The sequence below is a fragment of the Arcicella rosea genome (assembly GCF_014204325.1).
In the GTDB taxonomy this organism is placed as follows: domain Bacteria; phylum Bacteroidota; class Bacteroidia; order Cytophagales; family Spirosomataceae; genus Arcicella; species Arcicella rosea_A.
The window spans coordinates 38,887-61,531 of sequence record NZ_JACHKT010000031.1 but is presented as its reverse complement, the minus strand read 5'-3'; the positions used below and the strand labels follow the sequence as shown (position 1 = coordinate 61,531).

Below are 22,645 nucleotides of genomic sequence, written 5' to 3'. Positions count from 1 at the left end.
AAATATCCTCTCACCACTCAAAAGCTAATATCGTAATTTAATCTATTTTAACATGATTTTTAGTAAGACAAACATACGAGGAAAGAAAAGTAAGGACTAGACAAATAATAAATAGAAAACCAGTCAAATTGCCCTAAACCTCACTATTTAAAGAAAAATTCGGGATGACTCATGTTTTGTTTGATTATAGTTCCGTTAGGAACACTATATCGGTAGATAATCTCTTTTAATTCTTCTTAAAAACGATGCATTAAAGTAGCAATCAAACTTCTACCAACACCATTAATTCCTGAGCCATGTGTGCGGTAATCTACATTAAAAATATTTTGAAATGAGCCTATCAAAGTAACATTTTTGTATTCATAACCCGTATAAAGATTGAGTACATTCCAGCCATTTGTTCCGCCTTTTGGAATTCTGTTGTCATCTTTATCGCCTTGTGCCAATCGGTCTTGTTTTCCAGCAAAGATGTCTTCTACTTTGACAAAAAATGCAGTATTTGCCTGATAATGTACTCCTACTCTACCAGACAGTGGAGGAATTCTTCTTACAGGTTCGTTCTTCGTTTCGTTTTGTCCATAAGTATAAGCTAAGTCTGTATAAATTTTAATTTCAGGTAAAACCATCCATTCTGTCGCCCATTCAAAACCTTGTATATAGGCTTTTTCAACATTCTCTTTTCGGTAAACCTGATAATCATTAATCTTTTGTCCTTCTACTTTTACTCGTGCAATCAAATTTCTTAACTGATTATGATACAAAGCAACACTTGAAGAAAAAGTGGATGTTCTAAATTTATAGCCCCATTCAAAATTATAAGAATTTTCAGGTTTTAGGTTGGCTGTTGGTAATTCATAACGAAAATCTACAATGCCTAAAGTTCCCATATCATCAATATTGGGTGCTCTGAAGCCCGTATTAAACGATAAGTAAGTCATAGAATGATTTTCCAGATGATAGCCTAAAGCCAAATTTCCCACCAAAGCCTGTGGCGAAACATTTACTTTCCCTAAAGTTTGGTCATTTACATGGATAGAATAAGCATTGAAGCGAGCACCAAAATTTACATCCCATTTATTCAAATTGATATGGTGCAAAGAATAAGCCGCATAACTATTAAAGCTTGAAGCATCGGGATATAAACCTCTGCTATAAGTAATTTTATTGTTTTGAAAATCTGTATCTTGTTTCGTACTGTTTACTTTATCCGCATAAAATTCTATACCAGAACTGGCGTCCCAATTAGGTGAAATTTCAGAACGTACATTGATAAAAGAACCAAAAGTTTTTACTTGATCATTTTCTACACGATACACATTCGAAGCATTTTTCTGAGAATTTCGCCCTTCCTCGGTACCTTGATAAGAAACATTGAAAGCCAAATTTTTAAGTAAACGGTTTTCGCTTTTAATATCAAATTGTAGATATGAAAGTGCTCTTTTCTGTGGCGACATTTCATTAATCTTAAAGTTTTCAAGCTTTACTTTGTGATAAACAGGCACATGACTTTGATTTAAGTTTTGATGAGCGGCTGTTAAAAACATATTTTTTGAAAGCTGGAATTTAGCTTTTACATCAAACGCTACTTCATCATAACCCGAAGGAGATTGTACTCCAGTAGTATCGCCACCGATTAAATCTCCAAATTTTCTGAGGCTCAAACCCGCTTTGATAGCCATTTTCTGCGTAGCGAAAGAAAGGTCTGTTCTCGCCGTTTTTTCAAGAGACGAAGTGCCATATCTGACGATAGCATTCCCATTTACTTTTGGTTTATCAACCGCAAAAACTGGATTAGCAGTATTGATTTGCAAAGTACCGCCCATTGCATCAGAACCGTATTGTACAGAACCTCCGCCTTTGTATATTTCGATATTTTGAATCAAAAATGGGTCAATCGTATTTAAGTATTGATTGGGTCCATAACGAAAAGTACTGTTATTTAGACGGATGCCATCAATTAAAATAAGCGTTTGGTTTCCTGTTAATCCTCTTAAAAAAGGTGAGCCTCCGCCATGATTTGTTTTCTGTACAAACACGCCATTGGCACCAAATAAAGTTTCTGGAGTACTCCTATATTGGTAATTCTTTAGGTTTTTAGCGTTTAGTACTGCTACAGAACCCATCGTATTAAATACCTTCTGCTCACTTCTTTGAGCAATTACCGTTACTTCATCTAATATGAAGTTTTGTTTTTTTATCGTTGAATCCGTAGCAATTGAGAGACTCAGCAGAATACAAGTAAAAATTGACATTTTATTGGGTTTTCAAGTTCAAGTTGATAATTTTTTGACCGCACAATTTTTACAATTCTCCTTAAAATAGCTATTGATTCCTTTTATGAAATAATTAAGGTTTAACTTCCTACTTATCATTTAAACTTAAATAGATAATCATTCCGAATAAAATAAACGGCTTTTTCGTTATTAGTTTGATTACAAACCATTTCCCATTGATAATCACGCTGTCTTCCTCAAACTCCTTTTACTATTTACGAAAGCAAATTTTTATCTAATTCAAATTTCCTCTTCCTGTTTATTAAGCGTTAAATTTATTGTAAGTTTGTATCTTTTTTATCGTACATCAACCATTAATTCATCAAATGTATAAGCAATTTTCATTGTTTTTGCTCACACTTATACTCCTTTGGTTTGCTATCAAAAGCCCACTTATAGGAGCTTTAAACAACACGTTTTTGCCTTTTTCAAAAACGGAAAAGAAAGTGTGGAATGGCAAGAAAATTGTCAAAAAAGCTCATTTACTTCAAGCTCCTAAATTCACCAATCATAGTCAGTTATTAGAAAGCCAATGGGTTGATAGTATTTTTGCATCAATGGATAATGACCAAAAAATTGGTCAATTTTTCATGGTGGCGGTAAATCCAACGCATGGAGAAGCACATTTTAAAAAACTCGAAAATTTAATTCAGCATAATTATATCGGTGGCTTGATATTTTTTCAAGGCGAGCCTACTTCTTATGCTAATCTGAATAACCGTTTTCAATCAACTACAAAAATCCCTTTGTTGATAGGTATTGATGGCGAATGGGGTTTAGCAATGCGTGTAAATGCCACAATGGCTTTCCCAAAACAGATTACTCTGGGGGCAATTCAGGATAATTCATTAATCTACGACATGGGGACAGAAATTGCACGCCAATGCAAACGTTTAGGAATTCATCTAAACTTTGCCCCTGTTGTTGATATTAATTCAAATCCACAAAATCCTGTGATTGGTTTTCGCTCTTTTGGCGAAATTCCCGAAAATGTTGCTGCTAAAAGTAGTGCCTACATGAAAGGCATGCAGAACAATCAACTTTTGGCTTGTGCCAAACATTTCCCCGGTCATGGCGATACGCATAGCGATTCGCATTTCACTTTGCCACAAGTATCGTATAGTTTCGAACGTATGCACGATACTGAGTTAGTTCCATTCAAACAACTCATTGAAGATTCTATCAAAAGTGTTATCGTTGGTCATTTACAAATTCCATTTTACGACTGGCGTCCAGCTACGCTATCACAAAGTATCATTACCAATTTATTGAAAAAAGAAATGGGCTTCAAAGGCTTGGTCATTACTGATGCCTTGAACATGAAAGGCGTACGTAGTGGCCAAGGAGTATCTTCTGGAGAAATTGATTTACAGGCATTTATCGCTGGAAATGACATTTTACTCTATTCAGAAAACATTCCTGAAGGCATCAGTAAAATTAAAGATGCCATTCAATCAGGTGTAATTTTACAATCCGAAATTGATAACCGTGTCAAAAAAATACTTCATGCTAAATATTGGGTAGGTTTGAATCGCTTCAAATACATAGAAACTAATAATTTATATCAGGAATTACATACGCCAGAGGCACAGCAAATCAAACAAGGATTATTCGAGAATGCGATTACCGTCGTGAAAGATACAAGAAAGCTTTTACCGCTTTCAACTGAAAATAATAAATTGGTTTCGGTCAGTTTAGACATTGCTTCGAACAATCGTTTTCAACAAAGTCTGGCTTCTTTTACTTCTATGCCACAGTATTCCAGTGTGAAGAAGAGCGATGAAAACCTTTTTAATGAAGTATTAAAAAATGTTGATTCAACCCAAACCATTATCCTAAGTGTTCATAACATCAATAAAAAATCTGCGAGTAGATTAGATTTAAGTTTTGGCGTACAAGATTTTATCAAAAGACTTGAGAAAAAAACGCCCAATGTGGTAGTCTGCGTGTTTGGGAATCCTTATAGTTTGAAATATTTTCCAGAAGTATCTAATGTAGTTTGTGGTTATGAAGACGACGATGCCTCTTATTCAGCCATGACAAAAGTACTTTTTGGACAAATCCCTGCGGTTGGTAAATTGCCTGTTTCGGTTGAAAATCTCTACAAAGCTGGCGATGGAATTACGCTTAAAAGACAAGGACAATTAGAAAAAGCCTCGCCCGAAAGCGTTGGAATGAATCCAGAAGTACTTAAAGGCATCGACCCGATTATTACTTCATCCATCAGTCAGAAAGTCTTTCCAGGTTGCCAAGTACTCGTTGCCAGAAAAGGGAAAATTATTCTGAATAAAAACTATGGGCAACTTACTTATGAATTAACAAGCCCACCAGTGACGAACCAAACCGTTTATGATTTAGCATCTGTTACCAAAGTATCCGCAACACTCCAAGCGGTAATGTACCTTTATGACCAAAAGAAGATTACTTTAGACGAAAAAATCGTTACTTATCTTCCAGAACTCAGAGGAACAAACAAAGAGAACATGACGATTCGGGATATTCTTTGGCACCAAGCAGGATTAGTTGCTTACATTCCTTTTTGGGAAAAAACACGGATTCCTTTGGGTTGGAAAAAAGAGTTTTATAGCGATACGCAATCGTTGGAATATCCGCTAGCAGTAGCCGAAGGCATGTTTGCCAAAACTGCTATTCGAGATTCTGTTTGGAAATGGGTCATCAAATCTCCATTAATCAATAAACGAGATAAAGACGGCAACTTTAGCTATGTTTATAGCGACTTGGGTTTGATGATAATGCAACATCTTGTAGAAAGAATACTTGGACAAAGCTTGGATGTTTTCACAAATTCATATTTATACGAGCCTCTGGGCATGAAAACAACAGGATTTAATCCTTTGAAAAAAATAGAAAAAGCCAAAATTGCACCTACTGAAAACGATAGACTTTTTCGAGGAAAAGAATTACAAGGAACTGTTCAAGACCAAACCGCAGCCATGTTAGGTGGCGTGTCGGGTCATGCAGGATTGTTTAGCTCAGCTTCAGATTTGGTGAAATTATTTGAGATGAATCTTGAAAAAGGAAGTATTCATCAGCTAAAATTCTTCAGTGAAGAAACTATCAACGTCTTTACCAACAGTGTTTCTTCTAAAAGTGAAAGAGCTTTAGGTTGGGATAAACTTCCAGCAGATGGCGAAAGTAATTATATTTCTGCTTCTGTTTCGCCAAGTTCTTATGGGCATTCGGGTTATACAGGTACTTTGGTTTGGGTAGATCCAGAAAAGGAATTAGTTTTTATTTTCCTTTCAAACAGAGTATATCCATCGGCAAGTAACAATAAAATCAATGCTTTAAAAATCAGGCGAAAAGTAATGGATGTTGTTTATAAATCAATTGAAAAACAACAGTAATACGAGTTTTCAACTCGTAAAATAATAATTCACGAGTTGGAAACTCGTGCTACGAAAAAAGCCTTCTGATTTGCATCAGAAGGCTTTTTCATTTGATTTGATTCATAAACAAATCTTTTGTCTTGAATCTTCAATCTTAAAGTCTCATAGAAAACTATTGATCTAACAAAATTTCAAGTTCTTTCTTGAATTCAATCAATAATGTTTCTTTCATCGAGATTTTACGCTTTTGGGTGTTGATTTTGTTCATCACCAATTTATCTCCCATTTGACCATTGTAATTGGCATCAGAGATGAATGAATCCAATTCATTTTTCTCTTTTTTAGTCATGTAATCCATTTGATTAATCATGATTTTCAATTGCTCAATTCTTGGTTTTTCATGTAAAGCTGGGTGACGATAGCTAATTACTCTCAACAAGTAATTCATTTCGAAAATCTTATCACAGATATTTCTGAAACGTTCAGCAATACTTCTATCAACATTTTTGGCAAGAGCCGATAACTCTTTCCATTTTACTAAATATCCTTTTGCCTTTTCAGAAGTTTGTGGAATCAAATCTTGTTGTTTGAACAATCCTTCCAATTCGGTCGTCATATCCTTCATTTGCTGTACTCTAGGATCAACTCTTGGCGTTGATACAATTCCTTTATCACGGTTGTAACGCTCAAAGAAGAAATCGCTTGAACGTTTGAATTGTTTCCAAAGTTGGCTCTGCTTTTTAGGCGGCACCTGACTAATGGTTTTCCATTCACGTTGCAAGTCCTTGATTTTAAGGAAACCAGCATCTACATCTTTTTCATAACGTAAATTACGAGCTTCGTCAACAATGCGTTGAAGCGTAGCTAGCTTTTCGTCGATGATACGGTTTTTCTCAGCATAATATTCACGACGTCTTACGAAGAAATCATCTACAATACCGTTGAATTCTTCTTCAACGCCATCTTGTAAAGATTTATCAACAGGCCCTGTTTTCAACCATTTGGTTTTAATTTCCATAATGGCTTCAGTAGTTTCTGCCCATTCTTCACTCTTGCTTGCTTCTCTCAACTCTTCAATCAAAGCTCTTTTAATTTCAAGATTTTTGATTTGGTTGTGCAGAATAAGCTCTCTTAGTTCCAATTCTAAGCCATCCAAGCGTTCAAGCAAGGGCATAAAATTTCCTAAGCCATCAAATTCTACGAGATTTTTGCGAAGTTGAAGTAGTTTGGTAAGATAAGAGCCTTTGTTCTGAGCTTCTTCTACTTGCTCAAAAAGTAAGGATACTTTATTTTCGGCAATCGTAAAACGATTCACGAAATATTGTAGCGCCTCATCTTCTGTGTTTCTAACGACACCAATCTGACGTTCCGGATATTCTGAATATCCTTTTAAATAGACCTTACCATCGTTACAATAGCCATAGTCGGCGGAGTTCTTTACTGTATTTTCCATTGGTTTACATTACATGATTAGAGTGTCTGGCAAGGCTCATAACTCTAAGAGATTCATGGTTTAGGTTGAATTTATTTTAGTAGTTTTGTGATTGTTTAAAATTCTATTTTACTTATTTGTTCAAGAAACGATTCTGATTGAAAATAATTTCAAAATTCTAAAATTAACAAATTTTGAAAATGAAAACTCTTCTACCACCTAAATTTTCCGCAATTTACTGATTTTCAGCAAAAAATCTAATGATTTATCCACATAATCCATCTATTCTCAAAATTTTTATTTTAATGCGTAAATCAAGCCTAAAATAAACGATAATTGAATATTAATTGCAGTCAAAACCATTAATTTTTTTATTAAAAAAACTCTTTCAAAGTCTTATTGTTCTAAATTCATGAATTTTAACAGCATAATTAAGCTACCAGACAAGAAAGGTAAGGAGGCTTTAATTAAAAATACTATCTTTGAATGAATGATTAAGGTTTTATTTTCAGAAGAAAAACATTCTATTAATTTTTACAAAACGACAACTAATTACATTAAACGATAAATTAACCCAATGAGTCAGGAAACAATTATTTTTTCTATGGAACGTGTTTCTAAAACCGTTCCACCCCAAAAACAAATACTTAAAAATATTTACTTATCATTTTTCTACGGAGCTAAAATTGGCGTATTAGGGCTAAACGGTTCAGGAAAATCTTCTCTTTTAAGAATTATTGCTGGAAAAGACAAAAGCTACACTGGCGATATTGTATTTTCGGCTGGTTACTCTGTAGGAATGTTGGAACAAGAACCTGAGCTTGACCCAACAAAAACAGTAAAAGAAGTAGTAGAAGAAGGCGTTGCAGAAATTGTAGCTTTATTGAAAGAATTCGATGAAATCAACGAAGCTTTTGGCGACCCAGATGCTGATTTTGATAAATTGTTAGAACGCCAAGGCGAAGTACAAGAAAAACTTGACCATTACAATGCTTGGGAATTGGATACTCGTTTAGAAAGAGCGATGGACGCTTTGCGTTGTCCGCCTTCTGATGCCAACGTTGCCAATCTTTCGGGTGGTGAAAAACGCCGTGTTGCTTTGTGCCGTTTGTTGTTGCAAGAACCAGATGTACTTTTATTAGATGAACCTACCAACCACTTGGATGCTGAATCAGTTTTATGGTTAGAAGAACACCTTCGTCAGTACAAAGGAACGGTAATTGCCGTTACTCACGACCGTTACTTTTTGGATAATGTCGCTGGTTGGATTTTGGAATTGGATAGAGGCGAAGGTATTCCGTGGAAAGGAAATTACTCTTCTTGGTTAGAACAAAAGCAAAATCGTTTAGCTCAAGAAGAAAAGACAGAGTCTCGTCGTCAGAAAACTTTACAGCGTGAATTAGAATGGGTACGCATGGCACCAAAAGCTCGTCAGGCAAAATCTAAAGCACGTTTGGAAGCTTACGACAAATTGATGTCGGAAGAAAACCGTCAAAAAGAAGATAAATTAGAATTGTTCATTCCTGCTGGGCCAAGATTAGGGAACAAGGTAATTGAAGTAAACAATGTAACGAAAGCTTATGGCGATAAGTTATTGTTTGATAATCTTACTTTCTCGTTACCGCCAGCGGGTATTGTTGGCGTAATTGGGCCAAATGGTGCTGGTAAAACAACACTTTTTAAGTTAATTACTGGACAAGCTCAGCCAGATGCAGGTACATTTGAAGTAGGTGATACTGTTCAAATGGCGTATGTTGACCAAGAACATAACCAATTGAAAGGTGAAAAATCTGTTTTTGAAACGATTTCTGGTGGTACAGAACATACAATGCTAGGTGGCAAACAAGTAAATGCCAGAGCTTATGTGAGTAAATTCAATTTCAACGGAGCAGACCAAGAAAAGAAAATTGGTAACCTTTCGGGTGGTGAACGTAACCGTGTTCATTTAGCGATGATGTTGAAAGAAGGTGCTAACTTACTTTTACTAGATGAGCCTACCAACGATTTGGACGTAAACACTTTACGTGCCTTAGAAGAAGCCCTTGAAAACTTTGGCGGTTGTGCAGTAGTCATTTCCCATGATAGATGGTTCTTAGATAGAATTGCAACGCACATTTTGGCTTTTGAAGGAAATTCGCAAGTATATTGGTTTGAAGGCAACTTCTCTGATTATGAAGAAAACCGCAAAAAACGTTTGGGTAACGATGCTACTCCAAAACGTATTCGTTATAAAAAGTTGGGAGAGTAAATCATTATTTTCAGAAACATGAGTCATCCCGAATTTTTTCTTAGAATAGTGAGGTATAGGACGATTTGAGAGGTTTTTATATTTATTATTGTACAATCCTTACTTTTCTTGTCTTGAAACAAGAAAAGTAACAAAAGAAATTCAAGAATTCCTAAACTCGCTTCGCTCAAACAGTAGGAATTCGTTGCCCATCAATCATAAAAAAGCGGTCGAAATTAGTTTTTTGACCGCTTTTTTGTGATTTTAAAATTCGGGATGACTCATGTATTCTATTTAAAACTTCGGACATTTCAATTCGCCTTTTCTCGGACGGGCATTTCGCTTCGGCTGAATTAAATCACTGAAAATATATGAAATTGACAATTCATGTGCTCCGCCTGTCGAACTTAACCTTGAAATCGTAGCATCATAACTGTATCCTATCGAAAAATTATCTTGTCGATAACCGACCAAAAACACCAAAGCATCGTGACTAACAATACTTGTGTTATCTTTCTTGTATGTTTTAATAGGAATTCCTCTGTACCAAGCTCCAATTACAATTGGCGAATACGTTAAGTACGCACCCACATCTAATTGATCTGATTGTCCCTGACGTCGGTAATGAACGACAGGCGTAATACTTTTCTCTCTGTCAACGGCATCACCCAAATTATTTCCTAACATATAATCATCCAAAGGAATATTGAACCCTGCTTGAATACCGATTCTGACAGGTAAAACAGCATTTTGATTTGAAAAAGATTGATTTGGTTGATTGATATGATGAACGGATGCTCCGACCCAAAACTGTTCTCCATAAACAATTGCACCTGTTGAGAAATCCCAGTATTTCAATTGTGGAGTAAGATTATTTCCACCTTGTAAAATTTGGTCGGAAGAATAACGTGGATACGCTCCAGTAGTCAGATAAGTGTTAATTTGGTCACCAAAAGTATAATCTGCAAAATTTACCCCACGAGTAACATACGAACCTTGAACCCCTAAATTCGCTCTTAAACCATCACTAATTTTAAGGTGATAAGAGTAAATAGCACCAATATCAGTTGTGGTTAAATTAGTAAACTGACGGTCGGAAGTGAGCAATAAACCAACACCACTATTCAGTTTTTCTAAATACAAATCCGCAGAAAGTGATGAAGTAACAAAATTAGCACTTAATGATGGCCATTGATTTCTATGATTTAAACTCACTCTAGGAGCTTTAGCAGAACCCGCAAAAGCAGGATTTAAAAACATGGGTGCTGCATAAAACTGTGAATATTGCGGATCCTGAGCCTCTGCAAAAGACCAAGATAATATACACAATATCAACAGAAAACTTCTTTTTAACATGGAATTGGCAATGGTTATGAGTATTTTCATTAACGATTAATCATCTTATTAATTATTAGTAAAATCTTTTATCCTGAAATACCACTGGCATAAAACTGTACTTTACTAACGTAAATCTGTACTATCTAACGCTTTCTATAATTTTAAACAGTAAATTTCGTTTAAAATTTGCTACATTCCTTTGAATTACGTTCATACAATCAAGAGTTACTTTACTAAATCTTTTTTCGGGAACATGCAACAAAACAATTTGTTTTTGTTTATGTAATCGTAGAAGAGCCTAAATTTAAAGAAGATTTTTTCATTAAAATCAAAAAATTAATAAGTATTTTAATATCCAACCTTTTAGGAATAATAGCTGTCTATATCGGAAGCAAAGAGTATTTTCATTTTTTATAACGAAAGAATGTTTAGAATTAGTAGCATACAACGATTTTTTTTGCTCATCTCCTGTGTTTTTCTAACATGGGCATGGTCAAATACGGCTCATGCTCAATTCAGTGTAGCAAAAACTTGTTTATCAGAATGTTCAGATACTACAGCGGCAACCGTTTTTAAAGATTTGGTTGCTACTCCAGCTTCAGCTTGGCGATGGGATTTTGGTGACCCTGCTAGTACTCTAAAAAATACTTCCACGCTGAGGAATCCAGCACACTTATATACTACTCCGGGTACAAAAACCGTAACCCTTGTACGTACAGAAAGGGGTGTGCCTGTTACTTATACCAAAACTTTTGAAATTTTTGCACCACCGCAAGCTTTCTTTTTGGGACAAACTCCTTCACAGCAAGATACCACTATTTGTAATCCCGGTTCTATTGTATTAAATCCTTATCCGAATACTGACGTATCTAATAGACCATATAAATATCGTTGGTTTCCAAAAGGCGATAGTACGCAAACGCTCATTGCGGATACCACAAGCTGTTATTCTGTACAAGTAACAGATTCTATTACAGGCTGTTCTGCTCAAAACAAAATCAATGTTCAACTTTGTATTCCACCGCCTCCAAAACCTGCTGAAACCTCTTGGTACTTTGGTAATAACGCCGGTATTAAATTTTCAAACGGTTCGGCAACAGCTGATACTGAAGGAAAATTAAATACTGTAGAAGGTGTTTCATCTATCGCTGACCAAAATGGCAATTTACTTTTTTATACTGACGGAAGAAGAGTGTATGATAAGGATGGTACGGAAATGCAAGCCGTATTTCCGACTGATACCTTGAAGGGAAGTTCCTTTTCAACACAGTCAGCCGTAATTGTGCCACAGCCTAGTTGTCAGGGTTGCCAGTCGTATTATTATATTTTTACAACGACAGAAATTAATGGACAAAAGAAACTAACTTATTCGATTGTTGATATTCGAATGAATGTAGGAAAAGGGAAAGTAATTGCTAAAAATTTACCTTTAGATGATGTTTCTTCTACGGAAAATCTCATCTCAACTTTTGTTAAAAAAGACTCTACTTACTGGGTAATTTCTCATGATTATAGTAACAATACTTACAGAATGTATCGTGTTACTAAAAATGGAATTTCTATTTCAAAAACCATTGATATTGGTTCAACGATAGATTCTCCAGAAAAAGCACAAGGCTATTTAAAGGTTTCGCAAGATGCTACCAAATTAGCCATCGCTATTCCTGGTGGAACAAGAAATCTTGTGGAAATATATGATTTTGCAGATTCTACAGGAGCAATTTCGAATAAAAAAACAATTGATTTAGGGCCAGCCCCACCAACCGTTTATGGTGTTGAGTTTTCGCCAGATAGCAGAACGCTCTTTGTAACGATGAAAGCCGATACCATTAAAAAACCAGGTTCATACTCTTCTTTATTGCGTTATGATTTAACGCAAGGAGATGAGGCATCTTTAGCAAAATCTAAAATCACCTTAGATTCTTCTAAAAAAGAATATTATGGTTCTGTACAATTAGGACCAGATGGAAGAATTTATTTAGCCGTACAAGGAAGTGATACGTTGGGTGTGATAAAATTACCGAATGATACCGTTTCTTATACCAATGCCACTAAAGTAAAAATAGATACTGCTTACTATCGAAGAGATTCCTTTAGTTTAAATGGCAAAACCAGTCAGTTGGGTTTGCCAACGACTACAACGGTAGTAATTACAAGAGGTTCTGGTGTAGGTATTATGGCTTCGGATACTTGTTTTGGTTCACCTTCAAATTTCCAGACGAATCATCTTTGTGAAGGAGAGACTTTTAAAAATACAAAAACTGATTGGTACTTTTATAGAGGTACTCCTCCACAGCCAGACTCTCGGACAGGGAAATATACCTTGCCTGCTGGAGCAGTTTATCAAAAATCAGGCGGGGCGGGTGATACAGGCTTACAAGTAACTTATAAGTTCGATACTCCTGGGAAATACTATGTTTTTGTAAGTATGGGAAATAAATGTTTGAGCGATACCTTACTTCCTCCGCAAGAGTTTGAAATATTTGCCATTCCCAATGCAGATTTAGGCAATGATATTAATATTTGCCAGAATACAACTACGTTAAATGCAGGAAATACCCTTCCTAACAGCCATTACTTTTGGTTGATTGATGGTAGTTATTTACCAAGAGATACGCTGAGTACTTTAGTAGCGACAAGGTCTGGAAAATATACAGTATTTGTAGAAAAAAATGGTTGTATTGCAGAAGATTCTGTGAAGGTAAATCTCTTTTCGGCAAAACCTTTTAATCTTCCAGCAGATACAACTATCTGTCAAAATTCTTCTTTTACTTTATCAGCAAGCAATGCAGGTAGTAGCCCAACAAGTACTTATTTATGGAATACTGGACAAACGACACCAAGTATCGTAGTGGTTCGTCCAGGTACTTATTCTGTAATCGTTAAAGAAAGTACAACCAATTGTGAAGTAAGAGACCAAGTTGTAGTGAGTGCATTACCAAAACCAACTTTTGTAGTCAATAAAACGCTACCAAGTAATTGTAGTATCAGAGATGGACAAATCGCCATTCAAAGTTTATCTCCTACGGATATTTATACTTTTGTTTGGTATAAAGATGGCGTACTTATCGCTGGACAAAGTAGAAACTCAATTAGAGGTTTGGATGCTGGCAATTATCGTGTGACCATCCAAAGTAGAGTTGCTTGTGATACTACTTTCAATATTCCTTTATTGGCATTGGGCAATACCAAGCCAAACATTATTGTAAGACCAACAGATACTTATTGTGATGTATTGAACGATGGTTCGATAGCTTTTACGGTGAATGCAAATAGTGGGATTCAGCCAATTACTTTTGATTTAAAGATTAATGGAAACCCAGACGTAACGATTAAAAGTGGTTCAGTAGGTTCAATATTGGTTTCACCAAGAAATTACTTAATAAATGGTTTGGGTGCTGGAACATATACTTTAGAATTAGAAGATGCTTCAGGTTGTAAACACATTGAAAGTCCGCTGATAATTGCGGTACGACCAAGAACAGTAACCACCATTTCAAGACCACCAATTGAATGTCTGGGAGAAACAATTGTACTCCGAGCAGTCAATACTGCTGGTTCCATTTTATGGAATACTGGTGCAACAACACCTAGTATTAATGTAACGCAAGCAGGGATTTATTCCGTTACAGTAATTGATTTCACAGGTAAATGTATCAGTAAAGCTAATTCTTTGGTTTCGTTCAAGCCCCTTCCAGTGATTAACGTAAATGTTCCAAACGAAATTTGTACTGGAACTCGTCCTGTTCAATTTACTGCTAGTCCAGCAACTGGAGTTTGGTTTGGTTCAAATATTAGTTCAAATGGGCTCTATACCCCTCCTACGTTACCACAAAGTGATAACGTTCGTTATGAATTAACAGGTACAAATGGCTGTGTAGGCAAAGTTGCTAGAACAATTACAATTTCGCCATCACCTAAAGTAGATTTAGGTGCAGACAGAGATGTTTGTAGAAATGGCATTGATTTCATCGGTACAAATCTTGAAACAGGTGTTACTTATCGTTGGAATACTGGGCAAACAACCAATATTATTTATCCTACTCAGCAAGGACGTTTTACATTAAATGCCAATTTGGGCAATTGTAGAACAACGGATGATATTGTGATTCGTTTATTGCCTTCACCATTTATTCCATTAAAATCTGAAATACCATTGTGCGTGCCAGATGCTTTACCGATTAAACTCGATGCTGGTGCTGGTGAAGGCCTAACGTATCGTTGGCTTCCAGGTGGACAAACGAGTCAAATGATTTCAGTATCAAATATTGGAATTTATACCGTAGAAGTAACCAATACGCTAGGCTGCACAAGCAAAGCAAGTACAAATGTTGTGGATAGATGCGAGCCAAGTATCTTAGTGCCTGATATTTTTACGCCAAATGGCGATTTACAAAATGATTCTTTTCAGGTTTTCACGGCACATGTCAGAGATTTTGATTTAAAAATATATAACCGTTGGGGCGAGTTATTATTTACTTCTAAACAGCCTGAAGATCGTTGGGATGGTAAGTATAAAGGAGTTTTACTAAAGCCAGATTCATTCGTTTGGGAAATTACTTATACGGCTGAATATTTTCCTGAGCGAGGGAAACTCAAAAAACAAGGAGCTGTTACGGTAGCTTGGTAATAAAAAGGGTTGAAAACGATTTAAAGTTTTCAACCCTTTTTTGTTTTTAGATAAATGTTAATGGCTATTCACTAAATGGAATAAGCTTATATCTAAATGATGATGGCTATTCACTAAATGAAAAATTGACATATATCTAAATGATGATGGCTATTCACTAAATGTAATGGACGTATATCTAAATGATGGTGATTATTCACTACGCCGTTGCCCGTATCATCACGGGCAATATTTTGTTGATTTGCCTATTAAACTGGTAAAATGCTCGTGGAGACACGAGCAACGGCACAAGAAAAAAAACGTAAACATGCGTATATTTACGAGTTGGCGGTAATTTTGACCAAAGACACCGCTAAACAATAAACGACAGATGAAAAAAATATATTTAATCCTATTTTATATCTTAACATCGCTGACAATAAATGCTCAGACAAATACCATTTATTCAAAAGCGTATGGACAAAGCGAAAATCCAGCGATTATTTTCATTCACGGCGGACCAAGAGGAAATTCAACACTGTTTGAGGGAACAACAGCCGAAAAATTAGCTAAAAAAGGATTTTATGTAATTGTTTATGACAGACGAGGTGAAGGTCGTTCCATCGACACAACTGCAACTTTTACTTTTCAAGAAGCAATTGAAGATTTAAATAATCTTTACCAAAAATACAACATCAAAAAAGCAAATATTATTGCTCATAGTTTTGGCGGTTTGGTTGGAACACTTTTTACAGAACAAAACCCTGAAAAAGTAAACTCATTAATACTTGCAGGAGCATTGTTTTCTCAACAAGAAACCTATGACCATATTTTGGAAACGACGAGAAAAATCTATTTAGAACAAAAAGATAGTTTAATGCTTTCTACAATTTCAGAAATCGAAAAACTTCCTAAAAATTCTGCTGAATATAGACAAAAATGTTATGAAGTTGCGAGCAAAAGAAATTATTTCGAAATGCCATTTCCAACAAAAGAAGCAAACCAACTTCGAGATGATTATAAAAAAAGTGAGTTTGGAAAAAACAATATCCGAAATGACAATGCTCCAACTCTATTCTATCAAAACGAAAGCAAAAATAATATTGACACAAAGCCTGTTTTAAAAAAACTTAAAAAGCAAGTCAAGTTACTTGCTATCTACGGACAACAAGACAAAATTTTTTCGAAAAAGCAATTGAATGATATGAAAAAAATCGTCAAGGAACAGAATTTTAAACTTATTGACAACTGTTCACATTATCCATTTGTTGACCAGCAAACAGAATTTATAAACACCATTGAAAAGTGGATGAAATAAAAAACTACCGCCAACAGTAGTTTGGCAAAATGGCGAGTTCAGTGCTAAATCCAACAGCAGTTCTTCGATTGAACATTTGTGCTTCTATTTCCGCCACTTCGCCAAGCTGTAAACCGTTGGTGGCAATTTTATAAAGAACGTCTAAACAGACAAGTAACGTTTGACAAATATTATGTATGGACAGAGAATTAAAACCGTTTTGGAGCAGACTTTTTGACTTTAATTGGAAATTTGGACTTTTCCTAATTCTCATTGTGTGTATTCCTCGATTTATCTTGGTACTAAATGCAAACTCTTCGGGAAGTTATGGTTCTATTGGACTGATTATGACGATTTCGGCAATTGCACCATTTATCTTTTTGACCAAATATGGACGTAAAGAAATTGGAATTACAAAACCACGAAATTTTAAATGGCTATTGATTGCATTTGTTTGTGGACTAATTGCAAGCATATTGCTTTATTTTTTCGGACAAATTTTATATGGTAATTCATATCAAAATTGGTATATGTACGTTGGAAAATCATATAAAATTCCAGCGACTATAACTCAATCTGACAAGAATATAATGTTTGCTATTATGGCAATAACAGGAATGACTTTTAGCCCAATCGGAGAAGAGTTGTTTTTCAGAGGCATTGTACATTCAAGTTTTGCAAAATCAATTGGAGAGAAAAAAGCATCAATAGTTGACAGTTCAGCATTTGCGTTAACTCACATTTCACATTTTGGTTTGGTTTTCATCAATGAAAAATGGGACTTTTTTACTATTCCGACCATAATTTGGGTAACAAGTATGTTTTTAGTGAGTTTGTTATTCTTTACTTTCAGAAAAAAATCAGACTCTATTTTAGGAGCTATAATTTGTCATTCGGCATTTAATTTAGGAATGATATTTTGTATATTTTATCTGTTATAGATTCGACGAGCAAAGTTGGGCAACCAAGAAAAACTGCCACCAACATTAGGGTTTTACGCCGTTGCCCGTATCATCACGGGCAATATTTTGTTGATTTGCCTATTAAACTGGCAAAATGCTCGTGGAGACACGAGCAATGGCACAAAATCTTGAGGTATTTTAACCAAATAAAAACAGATTGGATATTTAGAAATAAATAATTAGTTTTAAAAAAGTGTGGACTAACTAACGAGCTCAGAGACATATAAAATATACCCGCAATAAAACTATGTTTTTTTAATAGTTTATGGCGGTTATATATTCGTTGGCTACCATTTTAGAACGACCCTACAAAGTAAATGACACCACAAGAAATCAAAATATATTTACAAGAACTTGAGAAAAAATTACTTTCAGACAATAATCGAAAAAGTATTAAATTGACAAGAGATTGGACTAAACAATTTCCGACAGATGCAGGTGTTTATCTAATTAGAGAAAGTGGAGAAATTAGTTATGTTGGCGAAACAGGTTCAATAAGAGCAAGAATGGCAGATTTATTAAATACACAAAATCACGTCATCAGACGAACAATTGGACACACAAAGTATAAAGACCATATAAGCTTTGAAAAGGCAACTTCTCAAAAAAAGTTTATCCCTGAAATTGAAATAAAACTCAACAATTGGATAGAAAGCCAACTTGAAGTTTCTATCTTGACAGTTGAATTAGGAAGAAAAGAATTGGAAGAGTTTCTTTATGACAAGCACAAACCTAAGTATAACAATAAGGGGAAACGAACAAGCAAATAGTGAATAATAACGAAATATACAGCGATAAAATTACAAAAGGTTCACGGACTTACTTTTACGCCGTTGCCCGTGTCATCACGGGCAATATTTCGTTGATTTGCCTATTAAACTGACAAAATACTCGTGAAGATACGAGCAATGGCACTTAACAAAAAAAGCGTTAAAAACTTCAAATGGTTTTCAACGCTTTTTTGTTTTCGGGTTGGAAACCCGAATTACTGTCCTTTTACCATTTTTACAAAGGCTTTAGTATCGCCGTCTAAATCTGTGGAAGTACTTAGCATTTTGATAAAGGCACTACCGATAATTGCTCCTGCTGAATGGGATGAAGCTTTTTTGAAGGTTTCATTATCTGAAATACCAAAACCGATGAGTCTTGGGTTTGTCAAATTCATAGCATTTACTCTTTCAAAATACTCTTCTTGTACATCTGAAATACCAGATTTTGCCCCAGTAGTACTTGCCGACGAAACCATGTAAATAAAACCATGCGATATTTCGTCAATATGTCTGATTCTGCTTTCGCTGGTTTGTGGCGTAATCAAGAAAATATTCAGAATACCATACTTATCAAAAATGGCTTTGTATTCTTCTTCATAAACGCTTGCTGGCATATCTGGCAAAATCAAACCATCAACGCCTACTTCTTGACATTTCTGACAAAAAGCCTCAACGCCAAATTGTAAAACTGGATTTACATAACCCATCAATAAAATGGGTACAGTAATACCTTCTTCACGAATACCCGCCAATTGTTCAAACAAAAGCTTTACCGTCATGCCGTTGTCCAAAGCCACTTGGTTAGCTTGCTGAATCGTTTCGCCATCCGCCACAGGGTCTGAATAAGGCATTCCAATTTCGACTAAATCTGCTCCGCCTTCTTGTAAAGATTTCAAAACCAATTTTGTATCATTGATTTTTGGAAAACCAGCAGTAAAGTAAATATTAAGATTCTGAGTCTTTTTTTCTAAAAAAAGTGCTGTAATACGGTTCATATAACGAAAGACCTCACCCCCGCCCCCCTCTCCTGCTGAGAGGGGGAGAATTCGGACGATAAGCTCCCCCTCTCAAAAGGAGAGGGGGCTGGGGGGTGAGGTTTTATTTTTATTGTAAAATTCCTTGTGATAATTCTTTAAAATCAAGTCCATCAAAAGTACCTGACGACATCATTAATAAATTACAGCCACGCCATCGCTCTGCCAATAAAAATGCTTTGAGTGAATCGCTATCGGTAAAAACTAATAAATTCGGATTATTGAAATGGCTCTTAATATCTTCTGGCGTAATAGCTGGCAATTTTTTATGTTCCAATGTTTTCGGACTGAAATATACAATAGCAACATCAGCGGCATTTAATTTGTTGGAATATTCTCCTAAGAAATCCTTATTCAAACTACTGAACGTATGGAGTTCCAAACAAGCCACTAATTTACGATTGGGAAATTGTGCTTTTACGGCTTTGGTGGTTGCTTCTACCTTTGACGGAGCATGAGCAAAATCTTTATAGATGATTGTTTCATCGTTTTCGGCGACTAATTCCAAACGTTTGGCTGCACCTTTGAAAGATGGAATAGCTTGGTAAAACTCATCCTCTTCGATACCGATTTGAGAAAGCACCAATTTTGCCCCATTCAAATTTTTCAGATTATGTTCTCCGAATACTTCAATTTCTAATTCTTTTTTATCTGGTAAAATCAAAAATGTTTTTCCATCTTTTACTTTATAAGGATGAGCTTTGTATGGAAATTTCTTTACACTTTCATACTCTTTTTCGCCAATTTTATCTACCAAAGCATCTGTTTCATCATATACAAAACTCCCTGCTTTTGGTAATCTATCAGCCAATAATTCAAATTGATGCACGTAGTCGTTGAAATCTGGATAGACATTGATATGATCCCAAGCGATTCCCGACATCAACATTACGTGAGGATGATAATGCAAGAATTTGGGTTGGCGGTCGATTGGCGAGGATAAGTATTCATCACCTTCAATCACAATGACAGGAGCATCCGACAAACTTGCCATCGTGTCGAAGCCCTCAATTCTTGCTCCAACCATATAGTCAAATTTACGTTTGTGATACTTCAATACGTGCAGAATCATAGAAGTAATGGTCGTTTTTCCATGACTTCCAGCAATCACCACACGTTGTTTGTGTAAACTTCGGCTATAAATAAATTCGGGATATGAATAAATTTTAATGCCCAATTCCTGAGCTTTAGCCAATTCTGGATTATCCACACGAGCGTGCATTCCTAAAATTACGCAAGTTAAATCATTGTTAATTTTTTCGGAAAACCAGCCAATTTCAGCAGGAAGTAAGCCTTTTTCTGCTAACAAAGTGCGTGAAGGCTCATAGATTTCATCATCCGAACCCGTAATTTGGTAGCCTTTGTTATGTAAATCAATGGCCAAATTGTGCATTGCTGCACCCCCAATAGCAATAAAATGTATTTTTTCCATGAAACCAATTTTACGGAAAGACCTCTCCGTAGAAACTAAAACTAAAAACGGAACGTTAAATATTGAATATATCCAATTTTTATGCTTGCAAAGGTCATACTTTTATTGCACTTTTGCACGCTTTTTATTATAGCTTTTCGTTTATAATCAACAACGAAAACTTATCTTTACTAAATAAAACTTCTGAGATTAAGTTTCACGAAGATATAAGTATTTTAATCAAAACCCCGCATTTATGCTTTTCGCAGTAGGATGAAAAATTACATTGACCTAATTGACCAAACCATTGAATTCCCAACCTTGGAATTCAACATTGACCAAGACAATGAACTTTTGTTCAATAATGTTCCATTGATGGACATTATCCAGCAATATGGTACACCCTTGAAAATTACGTACTTACCCAAAGTTGGCGAGCATATCGAGAATGCCAAAAGGATGTTTAAGAACGCCATCAAAAAGTACAACTATAAGGGAAATTATACTTATTGTTATTGTACAAAATCATCGCATTTTAAGTTTATTGTTGAGGAGGTTCTAAGTCACAATGTTCACCTCGAAACTTCTTCTGCTTTTGACATTTCTCTTATTCGTGATTTGTACAGAGAAAATAAGATTTCTAAATCGAACTATATTCTTTGTAACGGATATAAATTACCCCTTTACACACAGTATATCAGCGAGTTAATCAACGAAGGATTTAATTGTATTCCAATTTTAGATAACCTTAAAGAGATTGATTTTTATGATAAATTTGTAACGACTGAAACCGTAAATCTGGGTATCAGAATTGCTACGGACGAAGAGCCTGACTTTGCTTTTTATACTTCTCGTTTGGGTTTGCGTTATTCAGATGTAATGGAATTGTACAAAAACAAAATCCAAAACAGCGAACGTTATAAATTAAAAATGTTACACTTTTTCATCAATACAGGCATTAAAGATAGTGCCTATTATTGGTCAGAATTGAGCCGTTTTATTTATAAGTATTGCGAACTGAAAAAGGTTTGTCCAGAATTAGATTCTATCGACTTAGGAGGCGGTTTGCCAATCCAAACTTCATTGCAATTCAATTATGATTATCAAGCAATGATTGACGAAATCGTTGAATCAATCTCATGGATTTGCAACAAAAGTAACGTTCCTGTTCCGAATTTATTTACAGAATTTGGCTCTTATACGGTTGGCGAAAGTGGTGCAGTTTTATACGAAATCATTGACCAAAAGTTGCAAAATGATAAAGAATTGTGGTATATGATTAATGGTTCTTTCATTACTCAATTGCCAGATTCGTGGGGAATGAACCAAAAATACATCATGTTGCCAGTAAATAACTGGGGTAGTCCTTACCAAAAAGTAAATTTAGGCGGACTTACTTGCGACTCGATGGATTTCTATAATACCGAAGCCCACAGTTCAGATTTGTACTTGCCAATTTTTGAAGAAGGACAAGAACGCCAGTTTGTAGGTTTCTTCCATACAGGTGCTTATCAAGAATCTTTAGGCGGTTATGGCGGTATTCAACATTGTTTGATTCCTGCTCCAAAACACGTAATTGTGGACAGATTAGAAAACGGAACGATTACGACTCGCCTTTTTGCCGATGAACAAGGTAAAGAAGGAATGATGACGATTTTGGGCTATGGTGAAAAAGAGGACAAAGAAGAAAAAGTATTTATCCTAAGCCAAGATGAATTGACTTTGGCAGAAAACCTTTCGATGGTAGAACAATGATTTTCTGAATGAGGAGTTTTGAGTGAGGAATACGGAGTGTTTTGATAATACTAATTTCGAATTCATAAAGACAAATACTAAATCTTTAACAAGGGAGCTAATTCCCTCGTTATGAATGAAAGAGGATAATCTCTATACATTTCACCGATTAGCTTTTTGTTCAAATCCGAAATCTGATGACCAAAAT

General features: G+C 35.4%; 12 protein-coding genes. 7 read left to right on the top strand and 5 right to left on the bottom strand.

The window, feature by feature from the left end:
- Positions 1 to 236: 236 nt before the first annotated feature.
- The gene (locus HNP25_RS17445; RefSeq protein ID WP_184136252.1) at positions 237 to 2,252 is read right to left on the bottom strand and encodes a TonB-dependent receptor plug domain-containing protein; all 2,016 of its coding nucleotides are present in this window, start codon (positions 2,250 to 2,252) and stop codon (positions 237 to 239) included.
- A gap of 347 nt (positions 2,253 to 2,599) precedes the next feature.
- Here HNP25_RS17445 and HNP25_RS17440 point away from each other — a divergent pair, with 347 nt between their 5' ends.
- A complete protein-coding gene (locus tag HNP25_RS17440; protein WP_184136250.1) occupies positions 2,600 to 5,641 on the top strand; it encodes a serine hydrolase domain-containing protein in 3,042 nt (1,013 codons plus the stop codon).
- A gap of 154 nt (positions 5,642 to 5,795) precedes the next feature.
- On the opposite strand, the gene HNP25_RS17435 is transcribed toward HNP25_RS17440, so the two are convergent.
- Positions 5,796 to 7,076 carry a DUF349 domain-containing protein gene (locus HNP25_RS17435; RefSeq protein WP_184136248.1) on the bottom strand — a complete coding sequence of 427 codons (1,281 nt, stop codon included), beginning with the start codon at positions 7,074 to 7,076 and terminating at the stop codon, positions 5,796 to 5,798.
- A gap of 556 nt (positions 7,077 to 7,632) precedes the next feature.
- Here HNP25_RS17435 and ettA point away from each other — a divergent pair.
- On the top strand, positions 7,633 to 9,303 hold the full coding sequence (ettA, locus tag HNP25_RS17430; protein WP_184136246.1) for an energy-dependent translational throttle protein EttA: 1,671 nt from the start codon (positions 7,633 to 7,635) through the stop codon (positions 9,301 to 9,303).
- Positions 9,304 to 9,576: 273 nt separating this feature from the next.
- On the opposite strand, the gene HNP25_RS17425 is transcribed toward ettA, so the two are convergent.
- Complete coding sequence (locus HNP25_RS17425) at positions 9,577 to 10,668, bottom strand: PorP/SprF family type IX secretion system membrane protein (RefSeq protein ID WP_229202903.1); 1,092 nt, start codon at positions 10,666 to 10,668, stop codon at positions 9,577 to 9,579.
- A 409-nt stretch (positions 10,669 to 11,077) separates the two neighbouring features.
- Here HNP25_RS17425 and HNP25_RS17420 point away from each other — a divergent pair, with 409 nt between their 5' ends.
- The 4 genes from HNP25_RS17420 to HNP25_RS17405 all read left to right on the top strand — a co-directional run bounded on the left by HNP25_RS17420 (position 11,078) and on the right by HNP25_RS17405 (position 18,258).
- Positions 11,078 to 15,250, top strand: coding sequence for a T9SS type B sorting domain-containing protein (locus tag HNP25_RS17420; protein ID WP_184136244.1), 4,173 nt, complete (start codon positions 11,078 to 11,080; stop codon positions 15,248 to 15,250).
- 370 nt (positions 15,251 to 15,620) lie between these two features.
- Positions 15,621 to 16,547: an alpha/beta hydrolase gene (locus HNP25_RS17415; protein WP_184136243.1), complete on the top strand. Its 927-nt coding sequence runs from the start codon at positions 15,621 to 15,623 to the stop codon at positions 16,545 to 16,547.
- Positions 16,548 to 16,873: 326 nt separating this feature from the next.
- A complete protein-coding gene (locus tag HNP25_RS17410; RefSeq protein ID WP_221432498.1) occupies positions 16,874 to 17,467 on the top strand; it encodes a CPBP family intramembrane glutamic endopeptidase in 594 nt (197 codons plus the stop codon).
- Positions 17,468 to 17,805: 338 nt separating this feature from the next.
- Positions 17,806 to 18,258 carry a GIY-YIG nuclease family protein gene (locus HNP25_RS17405; protein ID WP_184136239.1) on the top strand — a complete coding sequence of 151 codons (453 nt, stop codon included), beginning with the start codon at positions 17,806 to 17,808 and terminating at the stop codon, positions 18,256 to 18,258.
- 215 nt (positions 18,259 to 18,473) lie between these two features.
- On the opposite strand, the gene trpA is transcribed toward HNP25_RS17405, so the two are convergent.
- Entirely contained in the window at positions 18,474 to 19,253 is a 780-nt protein-coding gene (gene trpA, locus HNP25_RS17400; RefSeq protein WP_184136237.1) for a tryptophan synthase subunit alpha, read from the bottom strand.
- A 109-nt stretch (positions 19,254 to 19,362) separates the two neighbouring features.
- Positions 19,363 to 20,724 carry a UDP-N-acetylmuramate--L-alanine ligase gene (locus tag HNP25_RS17395; protein ID WP_184136235.1) on the bottom strand — a complete coding sequence of 454 codons (1,362 nt, stop codon included), beginning with the start codon at positions 20,722 to 20,724 and terminating at the stop codon, positions 19,363 to 19,365.
- A 252-nt stretch (positions 20,725 to 20,976) separates the two neighbouring features.
- Here HNP25_RS17395 and HNP25_RS17390 point away from each other — a divergent pair, with 252 nt between their 5' ends.
- Positions 20,977 to 22,458: a type III PLP-dependent enzyme domain-containing protein gene (locus HNP25_RS17390; RefSeq protein WP_184136233.1), complete on the top strand. Its 1,482-nt coding sequence runs from the start codon at positions 20,977 to 20,979 to the stop codon at positions 22,456 to 22,458.
- Positions 22,459 to 22,645: the final 187 nt, after the last annotated feature.